We start from the raw sequence: 19,066 nt of genomic DNA on the forward strand, positions 1-19,066 counted from the left end.
TGCTATCTGGGTGTCGTCTGCCGACTCGATCAGGCGACCACTGCGGTCGCAGTCGCGGTCGGGGCGGCGACTGCGTTCTGCTTGCCGTTGCCTGCGTTGCCCTTCTGCGTCCCCTTTTCGGCCGACTCGACCGTGATGTCGGCGTTCAGGCGGGCGTGCTCGAAGTAGACGAACTCGTACTGCGAGGACTCGTACTCGCCGTAGAGGTCGAGTTCCGCGTCGTCGCCGTTCACGTAGTTCGCGAGTTGGGCGTCGTCGAACCGGACGACGAGACGGTCGTCCTCGGCGTCGAAGACGACCTTCTCTGCTTGGACACTGCCGACACCGGCGGCCTTCGCGGTCAGGGTGAAGCTGTCGGCCTCGACCGACTCGACGTCGCTCGGGGCGTCCAGCGTCAGCACGACCTTGCCGTTGCCGTCGGCGCGGACCTCGGCGTCACTGGCGTCGCTGTCGACGCGTTCCATCCGGCCTTCGACCTGCGGGTTCACCGTGTCGCGGGCTTCCAGATAGTCGACGACGACCGTGGCGATCAGTTTGTCCGACTCCTCGACGCGGGGTTCGTCCGCGAGCGGGTAGCCCGAGCCACCGGCCGCCATGAAGTTGTTGACGGCGACCTCGTAGGTCGCGTCCTCGTCCAGTTTCTCCCAGTCGGCCGGTTCGTCCGGCCCGGCGCGGTTCACGTACACGTCACGGATCTGCGGGCTGGCGTTCTCGTGGGGGACCCACTCGAAGCGAACCCCGGAGGTCTGCTGGCTGATCTCCTCGCCGAACTGCTGGCCGGTGTCGGACTCCAGCGTCACGACCTGACTGGCCAGCGTCTCCTTCAACTCCGCGCCGGTCAGTTCGACCGTGACCAGCGTGTTCGGGAACGGGAGCGTGTTGAACACGTCACCGCCGGTGATCGGACCGGGACCGTACTGCGAGTTGGACCGGATGCCGCCGGCGTTCGTGATCGCCACGTCGGCGTCCGCCTCGGCGCGCATCGCGTCGGTGATCAGGTTACCGTAGTTGCTCTCGCGGTGGTAGTTCGTGGCGAATCGGGCGTCGAGTTTCGTCTCGCTGACCGTGACGGTCGAGTCGAGACTCACCTCGCTACGGTAGTCGGTGATGATCCGCGAGGCGGTCTCGTTTTTCGCGTACGTCGAGGTGTCGATCAGGCGACCGTTCCACGCGGTCACGTCGCCGTTCTCGACGGTGAGGTTCAGTTCGCCGAGGTAGTCCGCGCGGGCCTCGGCTTCGGTGATGACCGTCCCGGAGGTCTCCTGTGGCGGGTAGAACTGCTCGTCGTCACCGACCGCGATCACGTCGATGGCTCCCTCGTCGGCACGAGCGAGTTCCTTCGCGTCCGGGACGCCGGTGTGGGCGAGCGCCACGACCACGTCGACGTCTTTCTGCTGCTTGAGGTAGCGGGCGGTCTCGGGACCGTCCTGCGTGTAGTCCTCCAGCGTGATGCCCTCCGCGGCGAAGTCGATGTTCGTCTTGCCGTAGGTCGCGCCACGGTCGACGAGACCGATGAAGCCGACTTTCACGCCGTCACGCTCGACGACGGTGTAGTTCTCCGTGCCGGAGAACGGTTCGCCGGTCGTGGAGTTGACGAGGTTCGACGCGAGCCACGGGAACTCAGAGTCCCGCGTGACGTTGTCGATCTCCTGCAGGCCGTAGTCGAACTCGTGGTTCCCGATCACGTCGGCGTCCGGTTGGACCGTGTTCAGCACGTCGACCGGCGCGCGGTAGGCGCTGATCGGCGAGAGTGCGTGCGGACCGATCTGGTCACCCGCACCGGCCACGACGGTCGGGTTGTCGGTGGCCGCGCGGCGCTCCTCGATCGCCGTCACCATCCGGGGGAAGCTCCCGTCTTCGGCGGCGGCGGTCTGGACGTCGTTGTAGGTCAACAGCGTCACCGTCTGCGTCTCAGTCGCGGACGCGTCCGCCGTCGAGGCGTTCGTCGTGTTCGTCGTCGTGTCGGCCGCGACCGGCGCGGGCGAGACGTCGGTCGCGGTCGGGGTCTGGTGTGTAGTCGAGGCGTCTGTCGCGATCGCCGTCCCGGCGACCGGGGCGAACCCGGCCGTGACGAGACAGCCGATCAGAATCAGGTGGACGAGTGTGCGTCGCATCCACGTAGGTAGTGCGAAATCTACGACATAAACCTAACTGTAAGATATAGATACGACAACTGTTCTGCACCGAGGAACTACCGGGTGGTACGGAGTGGTAGATAGCCCACGGCAGGGCTTCGACTGGAGCGTCGTCTGGAGGCTGTCGAGACACAGACGGAGTCGGGTACGGTGGCAGTGCGGCGACAGTGCGGTAGCGGTACGGTGGCGGTACGGTGACAGTGCGGTAGCGGTACGGTGACAGTGCGGTAGCGGTGAGCCGACTCTTCACATCCGACTGCGGTCGCCGGTGCCGGCCGTCAGCGCACTGGCGATGGCCCCCTTCAGCACCACGTCGTCGCCGAGCGTCGTGAGTTCGAGTTGCGGGATGTTCGACATCACCATGTCCGGGAGGTGCTCGCGGATCGGGTCCAGCGTCAACTCGGGGTTGTTCAGCGCGACCGCGCCGCCGACGAAGACGATCAGGGGTGCGAAGGCGTGGACGATGTTGGCGACGCCCATCGCGTTCCAGTAGGCCACCTGGTCGATCACGTGGTCGGCGAACTCGTCCCTGCCGGCGTGCTCGAACACGTCGACTGCCGAGAAGTCGGGGTCTTCGACCGGCAGGGCGGTCTCGACCGGGTCCTCGGCGTGGAGTTCGGCGGCGTATCGGGGGATGTTGTTCCCCGAGCAGTAGCCCTCCCAGTGACCCTCGTGCCCACAGCCACAGGTCATGAACCCGTGCGGGTCGAGCGTCATGTGGCCGACCTCGCCGGCGTTGCCGTCCCACCCCGAGAGGACGTTGCCGTCGACACAGACGCCGGCACCGACGCCCGAAGAGATGGTGAGGTACACCATGTCGTCGGGGTTGCGCTCGCTGTGGAAGCGTTCGCCGATGACGCCCGCGTTGGTGTCGTTGTGCAGGTAGACGCGGTCGGTCTCCAGCAGGTTCGACAGCGGTCCGGTCAGCGGGATGCGGTCGATGGTGTCGGGCAGGTTCGCCGGGTTCTCGACGACACCCTCGGCGAGGTCCAGCGGGCCGATGGCACCGATCCCCGCAGCACGCGCCTCCGACGGGTCGATCCCGGCCGCGTCACACGCCCCGCGCGTGACCGACAGGACCGCCTCCGTCACGGTGATACCGGTCGGGCCGCGCGGCGTGCCCGCGTCGCTCCGTCCGAGGATTGTTCCCTCGCCGTCGGCCACCGCCGCCCGGACGTTCGTCGCCCCGAGGTCGACGCCCACGTAGTAGGCCATTCCTGTTTCCCACAGCGACACGCCACCACTTAACCGTGTTTACTCCGGGGGGTGGCGGGACGGAGTCGTCGGCGGCCGAACGACCGACCGAGAGAGCCGACCCCACTTCAAAACCGACAGAGGTGAGGTGCCCCGACTACCGCGGTAGAGTCCCTATGCCGGCGTGGTGACAGACGATGGGCGTCGAGACACGCACACCCCACTCCACCCACGTTCGGTCGCTGGTCGTCGGCGAGAATCGCCCGCTGACCGTCTCCCGACTCGCACTCGTCGGTCTCGCGGTCGCTTTCCTCGGCCTCCGGGCCGCCGAGGTGACGATCCCGATGCAGTGGCAGGCCGGGGTCTACCTGCTCGGGATGGTCGCCATGAACCTCCCACACGGCGGCTACGAACACTTCTCGAACCTCCGACGACGTGGTATCGCCTTCCAGTCGACGTACCTCGCGCTGTACCTCGGCGGCATCGGGGCGTTCGTCGCCCTGTTCTTCCTCTCGCCGGTGCTCGGCCTCGCGGTCGCCTGTGGCGTCGCGGTGGCGAAGGGCGGCCACGGCGGCCTGCACGTCATGGACGCGACGACCGGCACGGGCCACCTGCAGAGCCGGGTCCAGCGCGCGCTCGCCGCCGCCGTCCGGGGCGGCGCGGTGATGGTCGTGCCCCTCTTCGCGTTCCCGGGGACCTTCCACACGTTCAGTTCGCTGATGGTCGGCATCTTCGAACCGGGCGCGCTCGGCCCCTACGCCGCGAATTTCGAGACCACGCGCCTGCTGGCCGGCGGGGGCTACGCGCTGGCGCTCGGGACCCACCTCGGCCTCGGCTTCGTCCGCCGCGACGGGAGTGGCTCGTGGGTCGCCGACGCGGTCGACAGCGTCCTGCTCGCGGGCTACTTCCTCGTCGTGCCGGTCGTCGTCGCGGTCGGCCTGTACTTCCCGTTCTGGTACTCGGCCCGGCAGGTCGCTCGCGAGGTCGAGATCGACGGGCGGGACAGCCGACTCGACCCCGACGAGTCCGACGAGACGGCCGACCTGCTCGGCTTCCTCGATTCGGAGGATACCCGCGTCGTCACGCTCGGCGCGTGGGGCGTCCTCGTCGTCGGGAGCGTCGCCACCTTCGGCCTCGCGGCACTGCTCTACACGCTCTCGCCGAACCCGCTCGGCGGGAGCACACTGCTGGTCGGGGGCGTCGCGTTCTGGAGCGTCTTCGTCTCGATCATCGCGCTCCCGCACGTCGTCGTCGGCTCGTGGTTCGACCACGACGGCGGCATCTGGTACGTGCCCTGAGCACGCCGCCGGAACGACTGTCGACCACCACTCCCCACGGATCGACTGCGGAGTACCCTCCACGCACACACCACGATGTTCACCGACACAGGAGACACGACCACCACGGACGAGTCACGCCCGCTCGCGGGCGAGCAGATCACGGTCGTCGGGAGCGGCTTCGGCGGCCTCTCGACTGCCTGCTACCTCGCGGACGCCGGCGCGGACGTGACCGTCGTCGAACAGCACGACCACCTCGGCGGGGTCGCCGGCACCATCGAACGCGACGGGTTCACCTTCGACACGGGCCCGTCGTGGTACCTGATGCCGGACACCTTCGAGCGGTTCTTCGGCCACTTCGACCGCGACCCGGCCGACTACTACGACCTCGTCCACCTCGACCCGCACTACCGGGTGTTCTGGAAGGACGGCGACAGCGTCGCGCTGTCGGACGACCTCGACCACGTCCGGTCGACCTTCGAGTCCTACGAGACGGGCGCGGGCGGGGCCTTCGACGACTACCTCGCCGAGGCGCGCCACACCTACGAGGTCGGGATGGAGCGGTTCGTCTACGAGGACCGCCAGCGCCTGCGGGACTTCCTCGACCCCGAGGTCGTGAAGTCCGCGCGGGGACTGACCTTCTTCGGGTCGATGCAGGACCACGTCGAAAAGTACGTCGACCACCCGAAACTCCAGCAACTGCTCCAGTACACGCTGGTCTTCCTCGGCGGGTCGCCGTACAACACGCCCGCACTCTACAACCTGATGGCGCACGTCGACTTCGACCTCGGCGTCTACTACCCCGAGGGTGGCATCCACGCGGTCGTCGAGGGCATCGCCGAGATGGCCCGCGAACTGGGCGTCACCTTCGAGACGGGGACGCCGGTCGAGGGCATCGAGGTCGACCCGGAGGGCGTCGGCGTCATCACGCCCGACGACTACCGGGTCGCCGACCGCGTCGTCTCGAACGCGAACCCGGCCCACGTCGAGCGTGACCTGCTCCCGCCGGACCACCGGAGTCACGACCCCGGCTACTGGGACGAGCAGACCTACGCCCCCTCGGCGTTCATGCTGTACCTCGGCGTCGAGGGCGACGTGGGGCCGCTGGAACACCACAGCCTGGTCCTGCCGACCGACTGGGAGGCGCACTTCGACGCCATCTTCGAGGAGCCGCGCTGGCCGGAGGACCCCTCCTACTACCTCAGCGTCACCTCGCAGACGGACGACACGGTCGCGCCCGAGGGCCACCACGCGGTCGTGATCCTCGTCCCCATCGCGCCGGGCCTGCCCGACGGCGAGAAGGTCAGGACGGAGTACCGCGAGAAGATTCTGGCCGACCTCGCCGAGAACGTCGGCGTCGACCTACGCGACCGCATCGTCGTCGCGGAGTCGGCCTGCGTCAGCGAGTACACGGAGCTGTTCGGCGCGCCGAAGGGCACCGCGCTCGGACTCGCCCACACCCTGACGCAGACCGGGCCGCTCCGACCGGGCCACCGCGACGACTCGCTGGACGGACTGTACTACGCCGGGTCGTTCACGACGCCCGGTATCGGGATGCCGATGACGCTCGTGTCCGGTGAGCACGCGGCCGAAGCCGTGGTCGAGGACGCGACGGAGCAGGGCGTGTTCGGCGGGTTGTTGAACTGACTCAGTTCCCGCTGTTCGTCGAGGGGAGTTTCGGGATGAGCCACGCGAGCAGGGCGTCCTGACTCCGGGTCTGGAGCCAGACCTTCCCCGGCCCGGTGAAGGTGCAGACCAGTCCCTCACCGGAGAACAGCGTCGACTTCAGGCCGCCGACGCGCTCCACGTCGAAACTGGCCGTCTCCTCGAAGGCGACGATGTGGCCGGTGTCGACCGTGTAGCGTTCGCCCTCGCTCAGTTCGACCTCGTGGATCGCGCCGTAACTGGAGAGGTACACCGGTCCCGTGCCGGTGGCTTTCAACAGGAACAGTCCCTCGCCGCCGAAGAAACTCCGGCCGCCGCCGAACTTCGTGTCGAGTTCGATGTCCGGGTGAGAGGCCATGTACGACCCGGACTGGATAAGCAGGCTCTCGCCGTGCAGTTCGTGTTCGACGACGTCGCCCGCCAGCGGCGGCGCGAGGGTGACCTCGCCGCCGGTCTCGGTCGAGAAGGTGTTCTGGAAGAAGCTCTCGCCGCCCATCACACTGCGTTTCAGGGAGCCGAGAATCCCGCCGTTCGCGCTCGTCTCGACGGTCACGCCGTCGCTGTAGGAGACCATCGCGCCCGCCTCCGCCCGGACCGACTCGCCCGCGTCGAGCGAGAGGGTCAGGAGTGCAAAGGACGGTCGATAGTCGATGTCGTGGTGCATGATCGCCCAGAAGACGCGCCGCGGCGATATGTAGCTTCGCCAAGTGGACGCAACACACTTGTCGTGGTAAGTGTTACCGGAAAGCATGGCATCGACACCGACAGACGAGCCGACCGAGCGACACGACGTGGACAGCGAGGACGACGTGGGACACGACGAGTCGGCACCGACCGCCGGGGACGACGACCCCGAGCGACTCGACCTCACGGCGATGGAGACCGAAGCCCTCCACGAGGTCGAACTCGCCACCGAGTGGACCCAGCGCGCTCACGGCCACCTGCTGGCCTTTCACCACGCGGTCGGTCACGGGATGGACCACCTCGACAGCGCGGAACCGAAACTCCGGGAGTCGGGTCACGAACGACTCGCCGACCGCCTGCGGGACGACCTCCTCCCGCGCGGGGTGACGGACGACGACCGGTGGAGCTACGACATCGTCGAGGCGTTCCAGACCGCGTTCCTCGCGGACGTGACGAAGTTCGGCCAGGACGCCCACGACCGTCTCGCGGACGGCCAGCGCCACGTCGCGGAACGGTCACAGGAGACCACGTGGCGCGACCGGGCACGCGACGAGGAGTGAGTCCGGTACGCCGCGAGACGCAGAGTGAGTCCGGCACGTCGGCCGATCGCTGGGAGTCCAGCACGACAGGTCGGCGCGCCGGGCGGCGACCGCGACGGAGTATATAAACCACCGTGTGATCGCCTCACGCACCGACCCGAGAGACGTGGTAACGAGACGCATAGATTCGGACAGATCGGGGCTACGTCGGACAGTTTTCGTGGACGATGTACGTGACGACAGCGTCGGCGTCGTTCGATGCCAGCAACGGATTTATATAGAAGCACAAACAATCAGCGGGTGAACCATGAGTCAGCGAGGTCAGCGTATGCAGGGACAGCCGATGATCATCCTCGGTGAAGACTCCCAGCGCGTCAAAGATCGAGACGCACAGGAGTTCAACATCTCCGCCGCGAAGGCGGTCGCCGAGGCGGTACGTTCCACACTCGGACCGAAAGGGATGGACAAGATGCTCGTCGACTCGATGGGCGACGTCACCATCACGAACGACGGCGTCACCATCCTGAAAGAGATGGACATCGACAACCCGACGGCCGAGATGATCATCGAGGTCGCCGAGACACAGGAGGACGAGGCCGGTGACGGCACGACGACCGCCGTCGCCATCGCCGGGGAACTCCTGAAGAACGCCGAGGACCTCATCGAGCAGGACATCCACCCGACGGCCGTCATCAAGGGGTACAACATGGCCTCGGAGTACGCCCGCGACCAGGTCGACGAGATCGCAGAGCGCGTCGACCCGGACGACGAAGCCATCCTGAAGAAGGTCGCCGAGACCTCGATGACCGGCAAGGGCGCGGAACTCAACAAGGACGTGCTCTCGGACCTCGTCGTCGGCGCAGTGCAGGGCGTCACGGTCGAGGCCGACGACGGCTCGCACGTCGTCGATCTGGAGAACGTCAACATCGAGACCCAGACCGGTCGCACGGCGGGCGACTCGGAACTGCTGAACGGTGCGGTCGTCGACAAGGACCCGGTCCACGACGACATGCCGAAGTCGGCCGAGGACGCGAACATCCTCCTGCTGAACGAGGCGATCGAGGTCGAGGAGACGAACGCCGACACGAACGTCTCCATCGACAGCCCGGACCAGCTCCAGCAGTTCCTCGACCAGGAGGAAGAACAGCTCAAGGCGAAGGTCCAGAAGATCGTCGACTCCGGTGCCGACGTCGTCTTCTGCCAGAAGGGCATCGACGACCTCGCCCAGCACTACCTCGCCAAGGAGGGCATCCTCGCGGTCCGCCGGACGAAGAAGTCCGACATCAAGTTCCTGCAGAACGTCGTCGGCGGCACGGTCGTCTCCGACCTCGACAGCATCTCTGCGGACGACCTCGGCTTCGGCACGGTCTCCCGTGACGACGCCGACGACCTGTTCTACGTCGAAGGCGAGGACGCCCACGGCGTGACGCTGCTCCTGCGCGGCTCCACGGACCACGTGGTCGACGAACTCGAACGCGGCATCACCGACGCGCTCGACGTCGTCGCACAGACGGTCTCCGACGGCCGCGTCCTCGCGGGCGGCGGTGCCATCGAGGTCGAACTCGCCTCGCGGCTGCGCGACTACGCCGACTCCGTCTCCGGCCGCGAGCAGTTGGCCGTCGAGGCCTTCGCCGACTCGCTGGAACTCGTCCCGCGCGTCCTCGCCGAGAACGCCGGGCTGGACTCCATCGACACGCTGGTCGACCTGCGTGCGGCCCACGAGGACGGCCACGCCCGCGCCGGCCTGAACGTCTTCACCGGCGAGGTCGAGGACACCTTCGAGGCCGGCGTCGTCGAACCGGCTCACGCGAAAGAGCAGGCCCTGTCGAGCGCGACCGAGGCCGCGAACCTCGTCCTCAAAATCGACGACATCATCGCCGCGGGCGACCTGTCGACCGAGGGCGACGGCGACGAAGGCGGCGCACCCGCCGGCGGCATGGGCGGCATGGGCGGCATGGGCGGCGCGATGTGAGATAGGCCACGAGCCTCTCACTCTCCCGTCGACCGCACCGGCCGACTGCCGTTCCATCGAAACGCCTCGCACCGGACGACCACGAACCCGATTTCTTTCGACGCCGACCGACCAGCGACGGTGCGCTGCCGCGTCACCGGGGCGGATACGAGACGGGCACGCCCGCCCGATTCAGAACACTGACGTACCGGCCGGCAAAATCTGCGAGCATGCAGACACTCCTCCTCAACAGCGAGGACGTTCACCGGAACACGCAGATGCCCGAGTTGATCGCGGCAATCGAGGACGCCTTCGCCGCCTACGAACGCGGCGACGCGCAGATGCCCCCGAAGTCGTACATCGACCTCCCGCAGTACAACGGCGACTTCCGGTCGATGCCCGCCTATCTCGACGCGGGCGACTGGGACGCCGCCGGCATCAAGTGGGTCAACGTCCACCCCGACAACCGCGAGGAGTACGACCTCCCGACCGTGATGGGGACGATGATCTACTCCGACCCCCGGAACGCGTTCCCGCTGGCGGTGCTGGACGGCACAGAACTCACCATGCAGCGAACCGGCGCGGCGGCGGCGGTCGCCACCGACCACCTCGCAGTCGAGGACGCCTCGTCGCTCGGGATCATCGGCGCAGGTGTCCAATCCTACACGCAACTGCGAGCCATCTCCACCATCCGCCCCATCGAGGAGGTCGTCATCTCCGATCTGGACGAGGAGAAGGTCGCCCGGTTCGTCGACACCTTCGAGGGCGAGTTCGACGTGCGTGCCGGCACGCCCGAGGACGCCGCCGCCTGCGACGTGCTCTCGACGGTGACGCCGGTCGAGTCGCCAATCGTCCAGCGGGAGTGGCTCGGCGAGCACACCCACGTCAACGCGATGGGGGCCGACGCCAAGGGGAAACACGAACTCGCCGACGAGATCCTGCTGGACGCGAAACTCGTCATCGACGACTACGAGCAGACGACCCACTCCGGCGAGATCAACGTCCCGTGGAGCGAGGGCGTCCTGGACGACGACGACATCTACGGCGAGATCGGGCAGATCGTCGTCGGCGAGAAACAGGGCCGAGCGCCGAGAGACGGCGTGACCGTCTTCGACTCGACCGGCCTGGCGATCCAGGACGTGGCGGCGGCTCACGTCGTCTACGAACACGCCGACGAGAACGACAACGGCTACCCATTCGATCTGATGGGACTCGACGCCTGAGTCGGCGCAGAGTTCGGTCCCGCCTCTACGACTCGTCGGGCTTCCCGGCGATCGCGTCGAGCAGTTTCGTGACTGCCCAGACGATGAGGATGAAGGGGAGCAGTGGCAAGAGCAGGAAGACCACGCCCAAGAAGATGGTCCAGCCGATCACGTCCATCTCGGCGTTCTCCTGTTCGCGGACACCGGGCGTGACCGTGCGGTAGACTCGCTTCAGGGTGCTGGGTGATTCGTCTGTCGAACTCATGTGCAGTGGTACGCTCGCTGAGCGAATAAACGTTGGCAGGAGTAGCAGTGTCGCGTGAAAAGTCGGGGTCGTGCAGACTCGGCCGAAGCCGAGACGGCTGGCCGTTCAGTCGATGTCGATACGGCGGGACTCGTCCGTGTAGTCGGGCGAGAGCTTCGGCAGGGTGACGGTCAGCACGCCGTTGCTGTAGCTGGCACGGGCACCCGCCTCGTCGATCTCCTCGGGGAGGCTGATCGACCGCTTCATCGACTGGCTCCGGCGCTCGCGGCGCAGGTACTCGCCGTCGCCCTCCTCGGACTCCATCTCGCGGTTGCCGCGGATGGTGAGGACGCCGTTGGCGACCGCGAGGTCGATGTCCTCCTTCTCGAAGCCCGGCAGGTCGGCGACGACGCGGATCTGCTCGTCCTCGTCGGTCACGTCGACCGCGACCTCGTGGGTGCGGATCATGCCGCTCTCGTCGAACCGTCGGCCCATCTCGTCGAACTGGCGGCTCATGCGCTCCATCATCGCGTCGAGTTCCTCGAAGGGGGTAGAACGTCGCATCATTGTGAATCTCCGCCCCTCTGTACGCAGTTTCAAATCTTAAAGATTCTCGGAGCTGTGCTATCTCAGATCACGGGTTCGTGGCTCGAAAGAGGCGGATTTTCGTCCGATCGCGCGACTCACTGGTCGTCACGGAACGCGCCGGCGTAGTCCGCGGCGAACGTCTCGACGCTGCGGGGCGGCCGCCCGAGGACGCGCTCTGCGTCGCCGGAGACGCGCCCGGCCAACCCGAGTCTGGCGGTGGTGTAGATGCCGGCCGTGACGAGCGCGAACCCGAGACCGTCGCCCGCCCGGAGGCGACGCCAGACGAACCGGGGCAGTGTGGGGTTCGTGTACCGGACCTGAAACCCGAGTTCGGCCGAGAGCGACTCGGCGACCTCGGCGTAGGTCAGCGTCGCAGGCCCGGTCACGTCGTACGCGCGGTCCCGGTGGGTCGCCGGGGCCGCGAGCACCCGCCCGGCGACCGCCGCCACGTCGCGGGCGTCCACGAAACTCGTCTCGCCGTCGCCCGCCGGGACGGCGATCTCGCCGCGTCGGACCTCCGCGCGGTGGGTCGTCAGCAGGTTCTGACAGAAGAAGGCGCCCGGAGGAACGTCGTGTCGACCGGCAGATCGGTGAGATGCGATTCGACGCGACGGTGCGGGAGCAGGGGGTTCTTCTCGGCCCCGAGCACCGAGAGGAAGACGACGTGTGCGACGCCCATCCGGGCGGCGGCGTCGACGAACGGGAACAGGTCGCGTTCGACCCTGCTCACGGCCGGCGGGCGGACGAGAAGCAGTCGATCTACGCCCGAGAGCGTCGGGTAGTACGTCTCCGGTCTGCCGAGATCGAAGGCGACGAACTCGACCGCGTCCGGTGCCGTCCCGTCCAGTGCCGACTCGTCTATCTCGACGTGCTCGTCCCCTGCGAGCGTCTCGCGGGCGCGATCCGGGTCCCTGCTGGCGACGCGCAGGTCGACCGGTTCGTCCGCGAGTGCGGCGACGACGTGGCGACCGACCGTGCCGGTGCCCGCGGTGACGAGGACCGTCGGGCTGTCGTCGTCCGCAGAGACGTGAGACTCCGTGTCGGTGGTCGTTGGGTCCTCGTCGTCCATCAGTAGAGGACGTGCATCGTGTCGTAGGAGCCGAGTCGGCGGACCCAGCCCTTGCTGGCGATCTCCTCGACCTCCGCGACCGCGTCCTGTGCGCGCTGCTCGTACAGACCCGCCTCGAAGTCGATGTGGAACAGGTAGTCGCCGAGGCGGTTCCCGCTGGGCCGGGACTCGATGCGGGAGAGGTTGATGTCGCGGTCGGCGAACGCTTCGAGCAGTTCCAGCAGGAGACCGGGGTAGTTCGCGTTCGGGTAGACGACGAGCGAGGTCTTCCCCCCGGCGTCCGACGCCTCGCTGGCGGGCCCGACGACGAGGAATCGCGTCGCGTTCGAGGAGCGATCCTGGATGTCCTCGGCGAGCACCTGCAGGTCGCCGTCGGCGTTGTCCGGGTGGCCGATGCCGGCGACGGTCGGGTCCTCGCGGGCGCGTTCGACGCCACGGGCGGTGCTGGCGACCGCCTCCAGTCGCGCGTCGGGGTACTCGGCTTCGAGGTAGCTCCGGCACTGCGCGAGTGCCTGCGAGTGGCTGGCGACGACCTCGAAGTGGCCCGACTGGGCGAGCAGTGCGTGCCGGATCGGCGTGACTATCTCCTTCAGGACCGAGACCTCGTACTCGGCGACCGCGTCGAGACTCTCGGTGACGCTCCCCTCGATGCTGTTCTCGATGGGGACGACGCCACGGTCGTACTCGCCGTCGGCGACCGCCTGCACGATGGCGGTGACGGCTTCGCGGAACTCGACGCTGTCGGCGACGGCGCGGGCGGCCCGGTGGGAGTAGGTCCCGGCGGGACCGAGCGTGACGGCTTTCATCGCCGGGGGTTCTCCGGCGTGGCGTAAAAGCGCGTCGGGGCCGACGGTCGCGGCGCGGGCCAAAGGCTTTCACCTCCCCCCGCCTGCACGCGACCGATGTGGTCCTCGTCGCCCGTCCCGGTGTGGCTTCGCGCTCCGACGATCACCCCGCAGTCGCGCGTCGTCCCCGGACAACTCACCGATCCGAGCGGGCCACTCGGAGAGTACGCGCAGTTTCTCGAACCGGCGGGTGTCTTCGCGGTCGCGTTCTTCGCGGTGGTCGCGGTCGGCTACTTCCTGCTCGATCCGGCGGTGGACCGCCTGCTGGAGCGCCGCGAGGTCGATCCGACCGCCGAACTCGTCTTCCGCCGGTCAACGCGGGTGGGCTACCTCGCGGTCGGGGCCTTCGTCGGGGTCGCACTCGCGGGCTTCGAGGTGCTGGCCGGCGGGTCGGCGCTGGTGCTCGCGGCCGTGACGTTCACGCTCGGGGTCGCGGGACAGGACGCGGTCGGCAACCTCGTGTCCGGGGTGTTTCTCGTGCTGGACCGGAACTTCTCGGTGGGCGACTTCATCCGGTGGCAGGACAAGTCGGGGACGGTGAAGGACATCGGCTTCCGGGTCACGCGGGTCCGGACGATCAACAACGAGATCGTGACGGTGCCGAACACCGAACTCGCCACCTCGGCGATCACGACCCCCTACAACGGGACGACGTACCGCGAGACGCTCCCCATCGGGATCGGCTACGACGACGACCCGGACGAGGCGACGCGGATCCTGGTCGAGGCGGCTCACGACCAACCGGACATCCTCTCGATCCCGAGTCCGGCGGTCCGACTCACCGAGTTCGCCGGGTCACACGTCGCACTGGAGGTGCAGTACTGGGTGGCGAACCCCAAGGAGGCGAACCTCCTGCGCATCAGGTCGACGTTCGCCCGAGCCGCGAAACGCCGGCTGGAGTCGGCCGGTATCTCGGTGATGCCGCCCTCGAAACACGACCTCTCGGGGACGCTGACCGTCGAACGGGAGCATCTCGCGGAGACCGTCGCCGAGGCGGTCGACGGTGTGGAGGGAACGGGCGACGTGGACGGTGGAGAGGGCGTACCCGATGCGGGGTCGTCACCCGAGGAGCGCGTCGACGAGGCGAGCGAGGAGTCGGAGGACGTCGTCGCCGAAGACGACGACCCCGGCGACGAGGAAGCCGCCCGCGAGGAGTAGCATCAGGAGGACGTAGACCGCGAGCAGTGGTTTCTCGCTCGCGTTGCGGACGATCTTCTGGCGGACGGTCTCCCGCTCGGTGTCCGGCTCGTGCATTCGGTCGTCGTAGGGTGTCGGCGGACGTGTAGTTGGTGGTCTCGACTCGGAGGGTGAGTCGAATCGAATCGGTCGAGTACGCCGCAGACATCCCGGCCGAATCGGTCGTGGATGACGAGGGGTGAAAGCCCCCGGGGTCGAGACGCCGGCCCCTTTCAGTCCCACCCGAGTCTGTAACCCATCGCGTCGCCACTGGTCGTCACCCAGCGTGGTGTCTGTCCATCTGGAACCCGGCAGTCGCAGTCGTCCCCGAACCTCCCCGACTGCTGGCGAACCGAACATGCGAGTCGGTTCTCGCTGTCGCTCGAACACGCCTCGGTTCCGGTCGCCAGCAGATCGCGTCCGATCCGGATTCCAGAGTCGGCGATAGCGGGTGACGAGCCTGCCGTTTGTCAGGGGTATAAAAACGCTCGAAGTCGCTTATAAGGGAAAAGTCGCGTGCGATTCGACCAAAACCCCGGCGTGCGCGAGGAACGCGCGCGAGGGAGGCGGGGGTGGGCGGTGCGGAGAACCCCCGTCGAGGCTGGGGAGGACTGAGGTGCGGTGCCGTGGCGGTTGCGGTTCCTCGCGCTAGCACGAGTAGCGGTGTTGTTGCTGTCTGCGGTGTGGCGGCGGTTCCTCGCGCTACTACTCGCAGCGGTGGCGGGTGCGGAGGCCGTTGCTGTCGCAGTCGAATAACCCGGCTCTACCGGATCGAGTAGCGGTGCTGGTCTGCGGTGGTAGTGGCAGATGTGGGTACGGCCGCAGGCTTCGATTCGCCCGCACTCACGACACCTGACCGAAGCATCCCGGACAGAGTTTTATGATCGTTCGTGACGTATCTCTGCGCATGTCCACAGACGCATCGACAGCGACCGAGGACGACTTCGAGGGCATCGAACACGGTCAGACCGTCTACGACGCGGAGGGGAACGAACTCGGCTCCATCCGGGGGTTCGACGAGGCCGGCTTCTACGTCCGGGCCGAAGCGCAGTACCGGACCGACGAGGTCGAACACACTCGCGACATCTTCGGGAAGGAGTACGCGATGTGGCGCTGCTGGGAGTGCGGCGAGATGGGTCGGATCGAGGGTGCAGACCTCCCGAGCGCCTGTCCCGACTGTGGCGCACCGAAGGAGGAACTGTACTACTGGGCGGAAGACTGACCCGAATCCGACGACTCCCCCGACCCGAGTCCCGTCTTGAGTTCGCCGATGCCACCGGCCAGTGACGTCTGCGCCTCCGCCAACGAGTCGAGCGTCACGCCCTCGGCGGCCGGTTGGTCCGCCGGGGTCCAGCCACAGAGCCGGACCACACCGCGCGTCGGTGCCGACTCGCCCACGAGCGTCAGCGAGAGTCCGAAGTCCGACGTGACACGCCGGACCCGGAGCGGAACCGCGATGTCCTCGCGCGGTGTCACCGACACCCCGCCGGTCGCCACCGCCGACGCGAAGGCGGTCGGGTCGGCGTCTGCCGGTGGCGCCGCCGCGTTCCACAGCAGTCGGTAGGCGATGTCCAGTTGTCGGCAGAACTGTCCGAGCGCCGCCGCCGTCGGGCGCGCGTCGCCCGGCACGGAGTCGCCGTGCCCCTCGCTGGTCGCCGCGAACCGTACCGTGAGCGTGTCCCCCGTCACGACATTACACAGGGACGACGACACCGTAAGTGTGGCGCGCTCCGAGCCACGAGGACACCGACACCCGCTCTCCCGACAACGCCCGGAGCGACGCTCCTCCGACCGCGACCGAACCGGATTTACCCCGGCCGGGCGAAGCGTCGCCGATGGAGGTACTCGTCTTCGGCGCGGGCAGTCTCGGCAGTCTCGTCGGCGGACTCCTCGCCCGGAGTCACGACGTGACACTCGTCGGCCGGGAGCCACACGTCGCCGCGATCCGCGACTCGGGACTCCGCGTCTCCGGCGCGGTCGAGGCGACCACCCACCCCGAGGCGACGACCGACGGCGAGGGGCACGAGGCGGACCTCGCGCTCGTCACCGTCAAGTCGTTCGACACCGCGACCGCGGCCGAGGCGCTGGCGACCGGCACTATCGACACCGTTCTCTCGCTCCAGAACGGCCTGACCGAGGAGACGCTCGCAGACCGACTGCCGGACGCGACCGTCCTCGCCGGGACCGCGACCTACGGCGCGGACCTGCTGGCACCGGGCCACGTCGCCTGCACCGGCGTCGGGCGCGTCGTCCTCGGCGCACTGTCCGGCGGGACCGACCCGGCCGCCGAGCGCGCCGGCTGGACGTTCCGCGCGGGCGGCGTGGAGACCCTCGTCGCCACCGACATGCCGCGCAGACGCTGGGAGAAACTCGCGGTCAACGCCGGCATCAACGCGGTCACCGCGCTGGCCCGCGTCGAGAACGGCGCGCTCGCCGAGGGACCGGCCCACGAGATCGCACGCCGGGCGACCCGCGAGACCGCCCGCGTCGCTCGGAGCGAGGGTGTCGCGCTGTCGAACCGCCGCACGAGTGGGGCGGTCGAACGGGTGATCGACGCGACCGCCGACAACCGGTCCTCGACGTTGCAGGACGTAGACGCGGGCAGGCGGACCGAAGTCGAAGCGATCTTCGGTGAGGTCGTCGCTCGTGCCGAGCGCGCGAGCCGAGAGAATCACGTCGCGGTGTCGGTGCCGACCGTGCGGACGCTGGCCGACCTGCTCAGGGCGTGGGAGGTCGGGCGGGGCGTTCGCGAGGAGTAGTCGAGCGGCGAGAGCGACTGCCGGCTACTCCATGTAGCCCAGATCGCGCAGGCGTTCCTGCGCCTCGTCGTCCATCTCCGACAGGGAGTCGTCCGTGACCTCTCCGTCGTCGGCCCCGACCCACGCGCCGCCGGCCGCGTCCTCGAACGCGGCGAGGGCACGTTCGACCTCGGCGATGGCCGCGTCGTCCGCGTCCGCGAGGTTCTCCGTCTCGTCGGGGTCCTGGTCGATGCGGTACGCCTCGTCGGGGATGCGGTCGATCCGGACGTACTTCGCGTCGGTCCGCCGGGCGGCGCGCATCCGGGAGTAGAACCGGGAGTCCTCTGGCAGGGTGATCCCCGCGTCGCTCGCCTTCTCCTCCAACTGCTTGAGTTCGACCACCGGCCGCGAGTACTCGACGAACGCGTACTCGCCGGTTCCGATCTTGCCGGGGTCGCGGTCCCGCGTTCCAGTGAGGCCGGACCGCATCGCGGTCTCGATCGCCCCCTCGCGTGCGGCGGTGGCGTCCTCGACCGTCCCGCCGTCGCTCGCGACGGGGGTGTCCGTGTCCGTGTCGGCCTCGGCTGTCGCCGGGTCCGCCGACTCCGGCGAGGCGAAGTCCCGGTAGTCGGCCGACAGCAGGGAGCGAGTGGTGTCCAGTCCCACGGCTGTCTCGCCGTCCTCGGCCGGATCGCCGCCCGCGACGCCCAGCGAGTCGAGGACGGTGTGGTAGGTGTCCAGCAGTTCGACCTGATCCTCGCGTCGCTCGGCGTCGAGCGCGGGGTGTTTGATCAGCAGGGGGACGTTGATCAGCGGGTCGTACAGACAGAACTCGTGGCCGTAGAGGTCGTGTTCGCCGTGGAGTTCGCCGTGGTCCGCACAGACGACGACCGCCGTGTCGTCCCACAGGTCCTCGGCCTTCAGCCAGTCGAACAGGCGCGTCAGTTCGGCGTCGATGTGGGCGATCTCTGCGTCGTACAGCCCTCGGATGGCGTCCCACTCCTCGTCATCGATGTCGCGGGCCCCGGAGTTGTACTCCTTCGAGTTCTGGCAGATGTCCGCGGAGTCGACGCCCGGCGCGAACTCCTCGGCGTACTCCTCGGGTGGGTGGTAGGGCAGGTGCGCGTCCATCAGGTTGACGAACGCGAAGAAGCCCTCGCTGTCGCTCGCCTCCGACTCCGTGATGAACTCCTGTGTCCGGTCGACCACGGCGGGGGTCTTCGAGTCGGCTCCCTCGCCGCCTGCCAGCAGTTCGTGGGCAGTGTTGCCCAGCGAGACGAGTTTGTCCGCCACCGCACGCAGGGTCTCGTTGTCGTTCAGCGTCTGCCACGCCTTGGCGAGTGGTCCCGAGAGGAAGTCGCCCGGCATCACCTCGAAGAAGTTGTCCTGATCGTCGAAGCCGTCGGTCAGCCGGGTGTACGGCGTGATCCAGGCGTTCGAGGAGTAGCAGGCGGTGTCGTACCCCTCGGCCGAGAGGGTCTGGGCGAGGGTCGTCGTCCCGTCGAGGTACGGGTTCTCCTGATCCGCACCGTGCTGGTGGGGGTAGAGTCCAGTGAACAGCGAAGCGTGGACCGGCAGGGTCCACGGGGCCGGGGCGACCGCCTGCTCGAAGACGGTCGCTTCCTCGGCGAAGTCGGCGAGTCCCGGCGTCGTCGGCTTCTCGTAGCCGTAGGGCGTGAGGTGGTCCTTCCGGACCGTGTCCATCACGACGAAGAGGACGTTGTCCGGGGCGTCTGCGCTCATACCTCTCCGGTCGGTC

18 protein-coding genes are annotated in these 19,066 nt (G+C 68.0%); 8 read left to right on the top strand and 10 right to left on the bottom strand.

Annotated elements, in window-relative coordinates:
- Positions 1–29: 29 nt before the first annotated feature.
- Positions 30–2,114: a bifunctional metallophosphatase/5'-nucleotidase gene (locus tag LI337_RS11905; RefSeq protein ID WP_227230062.1), complete on the bottom strand. Its 2,085-nt coding sequence runs from the start codon at positions 2,112–2,114 to the stop codon at positions 30–32.
- 267 nt (positions 2,115–2,381) lie between these two features.
- The gene (locus tag LI337_RS11910) at positions 2,382–3,350 is read right to left on the bottom strand and encodes an ROK family protein (RefSeq protein WP_227230063.1); all 969 of its coding nucleotides are present in this window, start codon (positions 3,348–3,350) and stop codon (positions 2,382–2,384) included.
- A 176-nt stretch (positions 3,351–3,526) separates the two neighbouring features.
- Here LI337_RS11910 and LI337_RS11915 point away from each other — a divergent pair, with 176 nt between their 5' ends.
- Positions 3,527–4,627, top strand: coding sequence for a Brp/Blh family beta-carotene 15,15'-dioxygenase (locus tag LI337_RS11915; protein WP_227230064.1), 1,101 nt, complete (start codon positions 3,527–3,529; stop codon positions 4,625–4,627).
- A 75-nt stretch (positions 4,628–4,702) separates the two neighbouring features.
- Positions 4,703–6,253 carry a phytoene desaturase family protein gene (locus LI337_RS11920; RefSeq protein WP_227230065.1) on the top strand — a complete coding sequence of 517 codons (1,551 nt, stop codon included), beginning with the start codon at positions 4,703–4,705 and terminating at the stop codon, positions 6,251–6,253.
- 1 nt (position 6,254) lies between these two features.
- Here LI337_RS11920 and LI337_RS11925 read toward each other — a convergent pair whose 3' ends face one another.
- Entirely contained in the window at positions 6,255–6,935 is a 681-nt protein-coding gene (locus LI337_RS11925; RefSeq protein ID WP_227230066.1) for a TIGR00266 family protein, read from the bottom strand.
- Between the two features lie 85 nt (positions 6,936–7,020).
- Between LI337_RS11925 and LI337_RS11930 the strand changes: the two genes are divergently transcribed.
- The 3 genes from LI337_RS11930 (at position 7,021) to LI337_RS11940 (ending at position 10,668) form a co-directional block, all read left to right on the top strand.
- Positions 7,021–7,515 (top strand): hypothetical protein, encoded by a 495-nt coding sequence (locus LI337_RS11930; RefSeq protein WP_303645258.1) that lies wholly within the window; start codon positions 7,021–7,023, stop codon positions 7,513–7,515.
- A gap of 322 nt (positions 7,516–7,837) precedes the next feature.
- The gene (gene thsB, locus LI337_RS11935; protein ID WP_303645271.1) at positions 7,838–9,466 is read left to right on the top strand and encodes a thermosome subunit beta; all 1,629 of its coding nucleotides are present in this window, start codon (positions 7,838–7,840) and stop codon (positions 9,464–9,466) included.
- 209 nt (positions 9,467–9,675) lie between these two features.
- Positions 9,676–10,668 (top strand): ornithine cyclodeaminase family protein, encoded by a 993-nt coding sequence (locus tag LI337_RS11940; protein ID WP_227230068.1) that lies wholly within the window; start codon positions 9,676–9,678, stop codon positions 10,666–10,668.
- Positions 10,669–10,693: 25 nt separating this feature from the next.
- On the opposite strand, the gene LI337_RS11945 is transcribed toward LI337_RS11940, so the two are convergent.
- The 5 genes from LI337_RS11945 to pheA form a co-directional block, all read right to left on the bottom strand.
- Positions 10,694–10,912, bottom strand: coding sequence for a DUF7535 family protein (locus LI337_RS11945; RefSeq protein ID WP_227230069.1), 219 nt, complete (start codon positions 10,910–10,912; stop codon positions 10,694–10,696).
- A 105-nt stretch (positions 10,913–11,017) separates the two neighbouring features.
- Complete coding sequence (locus LI337_RS11950) at positions 11,018–11,458, bottom strand: Hsp20/alpha crystallin family protein (RefSeq protein WP_227230070.1); 441 nt, start codon at positions 11,456–11,458, stop codon at positions 11,018–11,020.
- 116 nt (positions 11,459–11,574) lie between these two features.
- A complete protein-coding gene (locus LI337_RS11955) occupies positions 11,575–11,943 on the bottom strand; it encodes a Rossmann-fold NAD(P)-binding domain-containing protein (RefSeq protein WP_227230071.1) in 369 nt (122 codons plus the stop codon).
- A gap of 68 nt (positions 11,944–12,011) precedes the next feature.
- Complete coding sequence (locus LI337_RS11960; protein ID WP_227230072.1) at positions 12,012–12,548, bottom strand: SDR family oxidoreductase; 537 nt, start codon at positions 12,546–12,548, stop codon at positions 12,012–12,014.
- On the bottom strand, positions 12,548–13,354 hold the full coding sequence (gene pheA / locus LI337_RS11965) for a prephenate dehydratase (RefSeq protein WP_227230073.1): 807 nt from the start codon (positions 13,352–13,354) through the stop codon (positions 12,548–12,550). Before pheA ends, LI337_RS11960 begins: the two co-directional genes overlap by 1 nt.
- 96 nt (positions 13,355–13,450) lie before the next feature.
- Between pheA and LI337_RS11970 the strand changes: the two genes are divergently transcribed.
- Together LI337_RS11970 and LI337_RS11975 are read left to right on the top strand one after the other, a co-directional pair.
- Positions 13,451–14,551 (top strand): mechanosensitive ion channel family protein, encoded by a 1,101-nt coding sequence (locus LI337_RS11970; protein ID WP_227230074.1) that lies wholly within the window; start codon positions 13,451–13,453, stop codon positions 14,549–14,551.
- Between the two features lie 925 nt (positions 14,552–15,476).
- Entirely contained in the window at positions 15,477–15,791 is a 315-nt protein-coding gene (locus LI337_RS11975; protein WP_227230075.1) for a DUF7130 family rubredoxin-like protein, read from the top strand.
- Here LI337_RS11975 and LI337_RS11980 read toward each other — a convergent pair.
- Entirely contained in the window at positions 15,773–16,258 is a 486-nt protein-coding gene (locus LI337_RS11980; RefSeq protein ID WP_227230076.1) for a hypothetical protein, read from the bottom strand. The genes LI337_RS11975 and LI337_RS11980 overlap by 19 nt on opposite strands.
- 146 nt (positions 16,259–16,404) lie before the next feature.
- On the opposite strand from LI337_RS11980, the gene LI337_RS11985 reads away from it, so the two are divergent.
- Positions 16,405–17,328, top strand: a complete 924-nt coding sequence (locus LI337_RS11985; protein ID WP_227230077.1) for a ketopantoate reductase family protein — start codon at positions 16,405–16,407, stop codon at positions 17,326–17,328.
- 24 nt (positions 17,329–17,352) lie between these two features.
- Here the strand turns inward: LI337_RS11985 and LI337_RS11990 are convergent, their stop codons facing one another.
- Complete coding sequence (locus LI337_RS11990) at positions 17,353–19,050, bottom strand: sulfatase (RefSeq protein ID WP_227230078.1); 1,698 nt, start codon at positions 19,048–19,050, stop codon at positions 17,353–17,355.
- Positions 19,051–19,066: the final 16 nt, after the last annotated feature.

The organism is Salinirubrum litoreum (genome assembly GCF_020567425.1).
Classification (GTDB): Archaea; Halobacteriota; Halobacteria; order Halobacteriales; family Haloferacaceae; genus Salinirubrum; species Salinirubrum litoreum.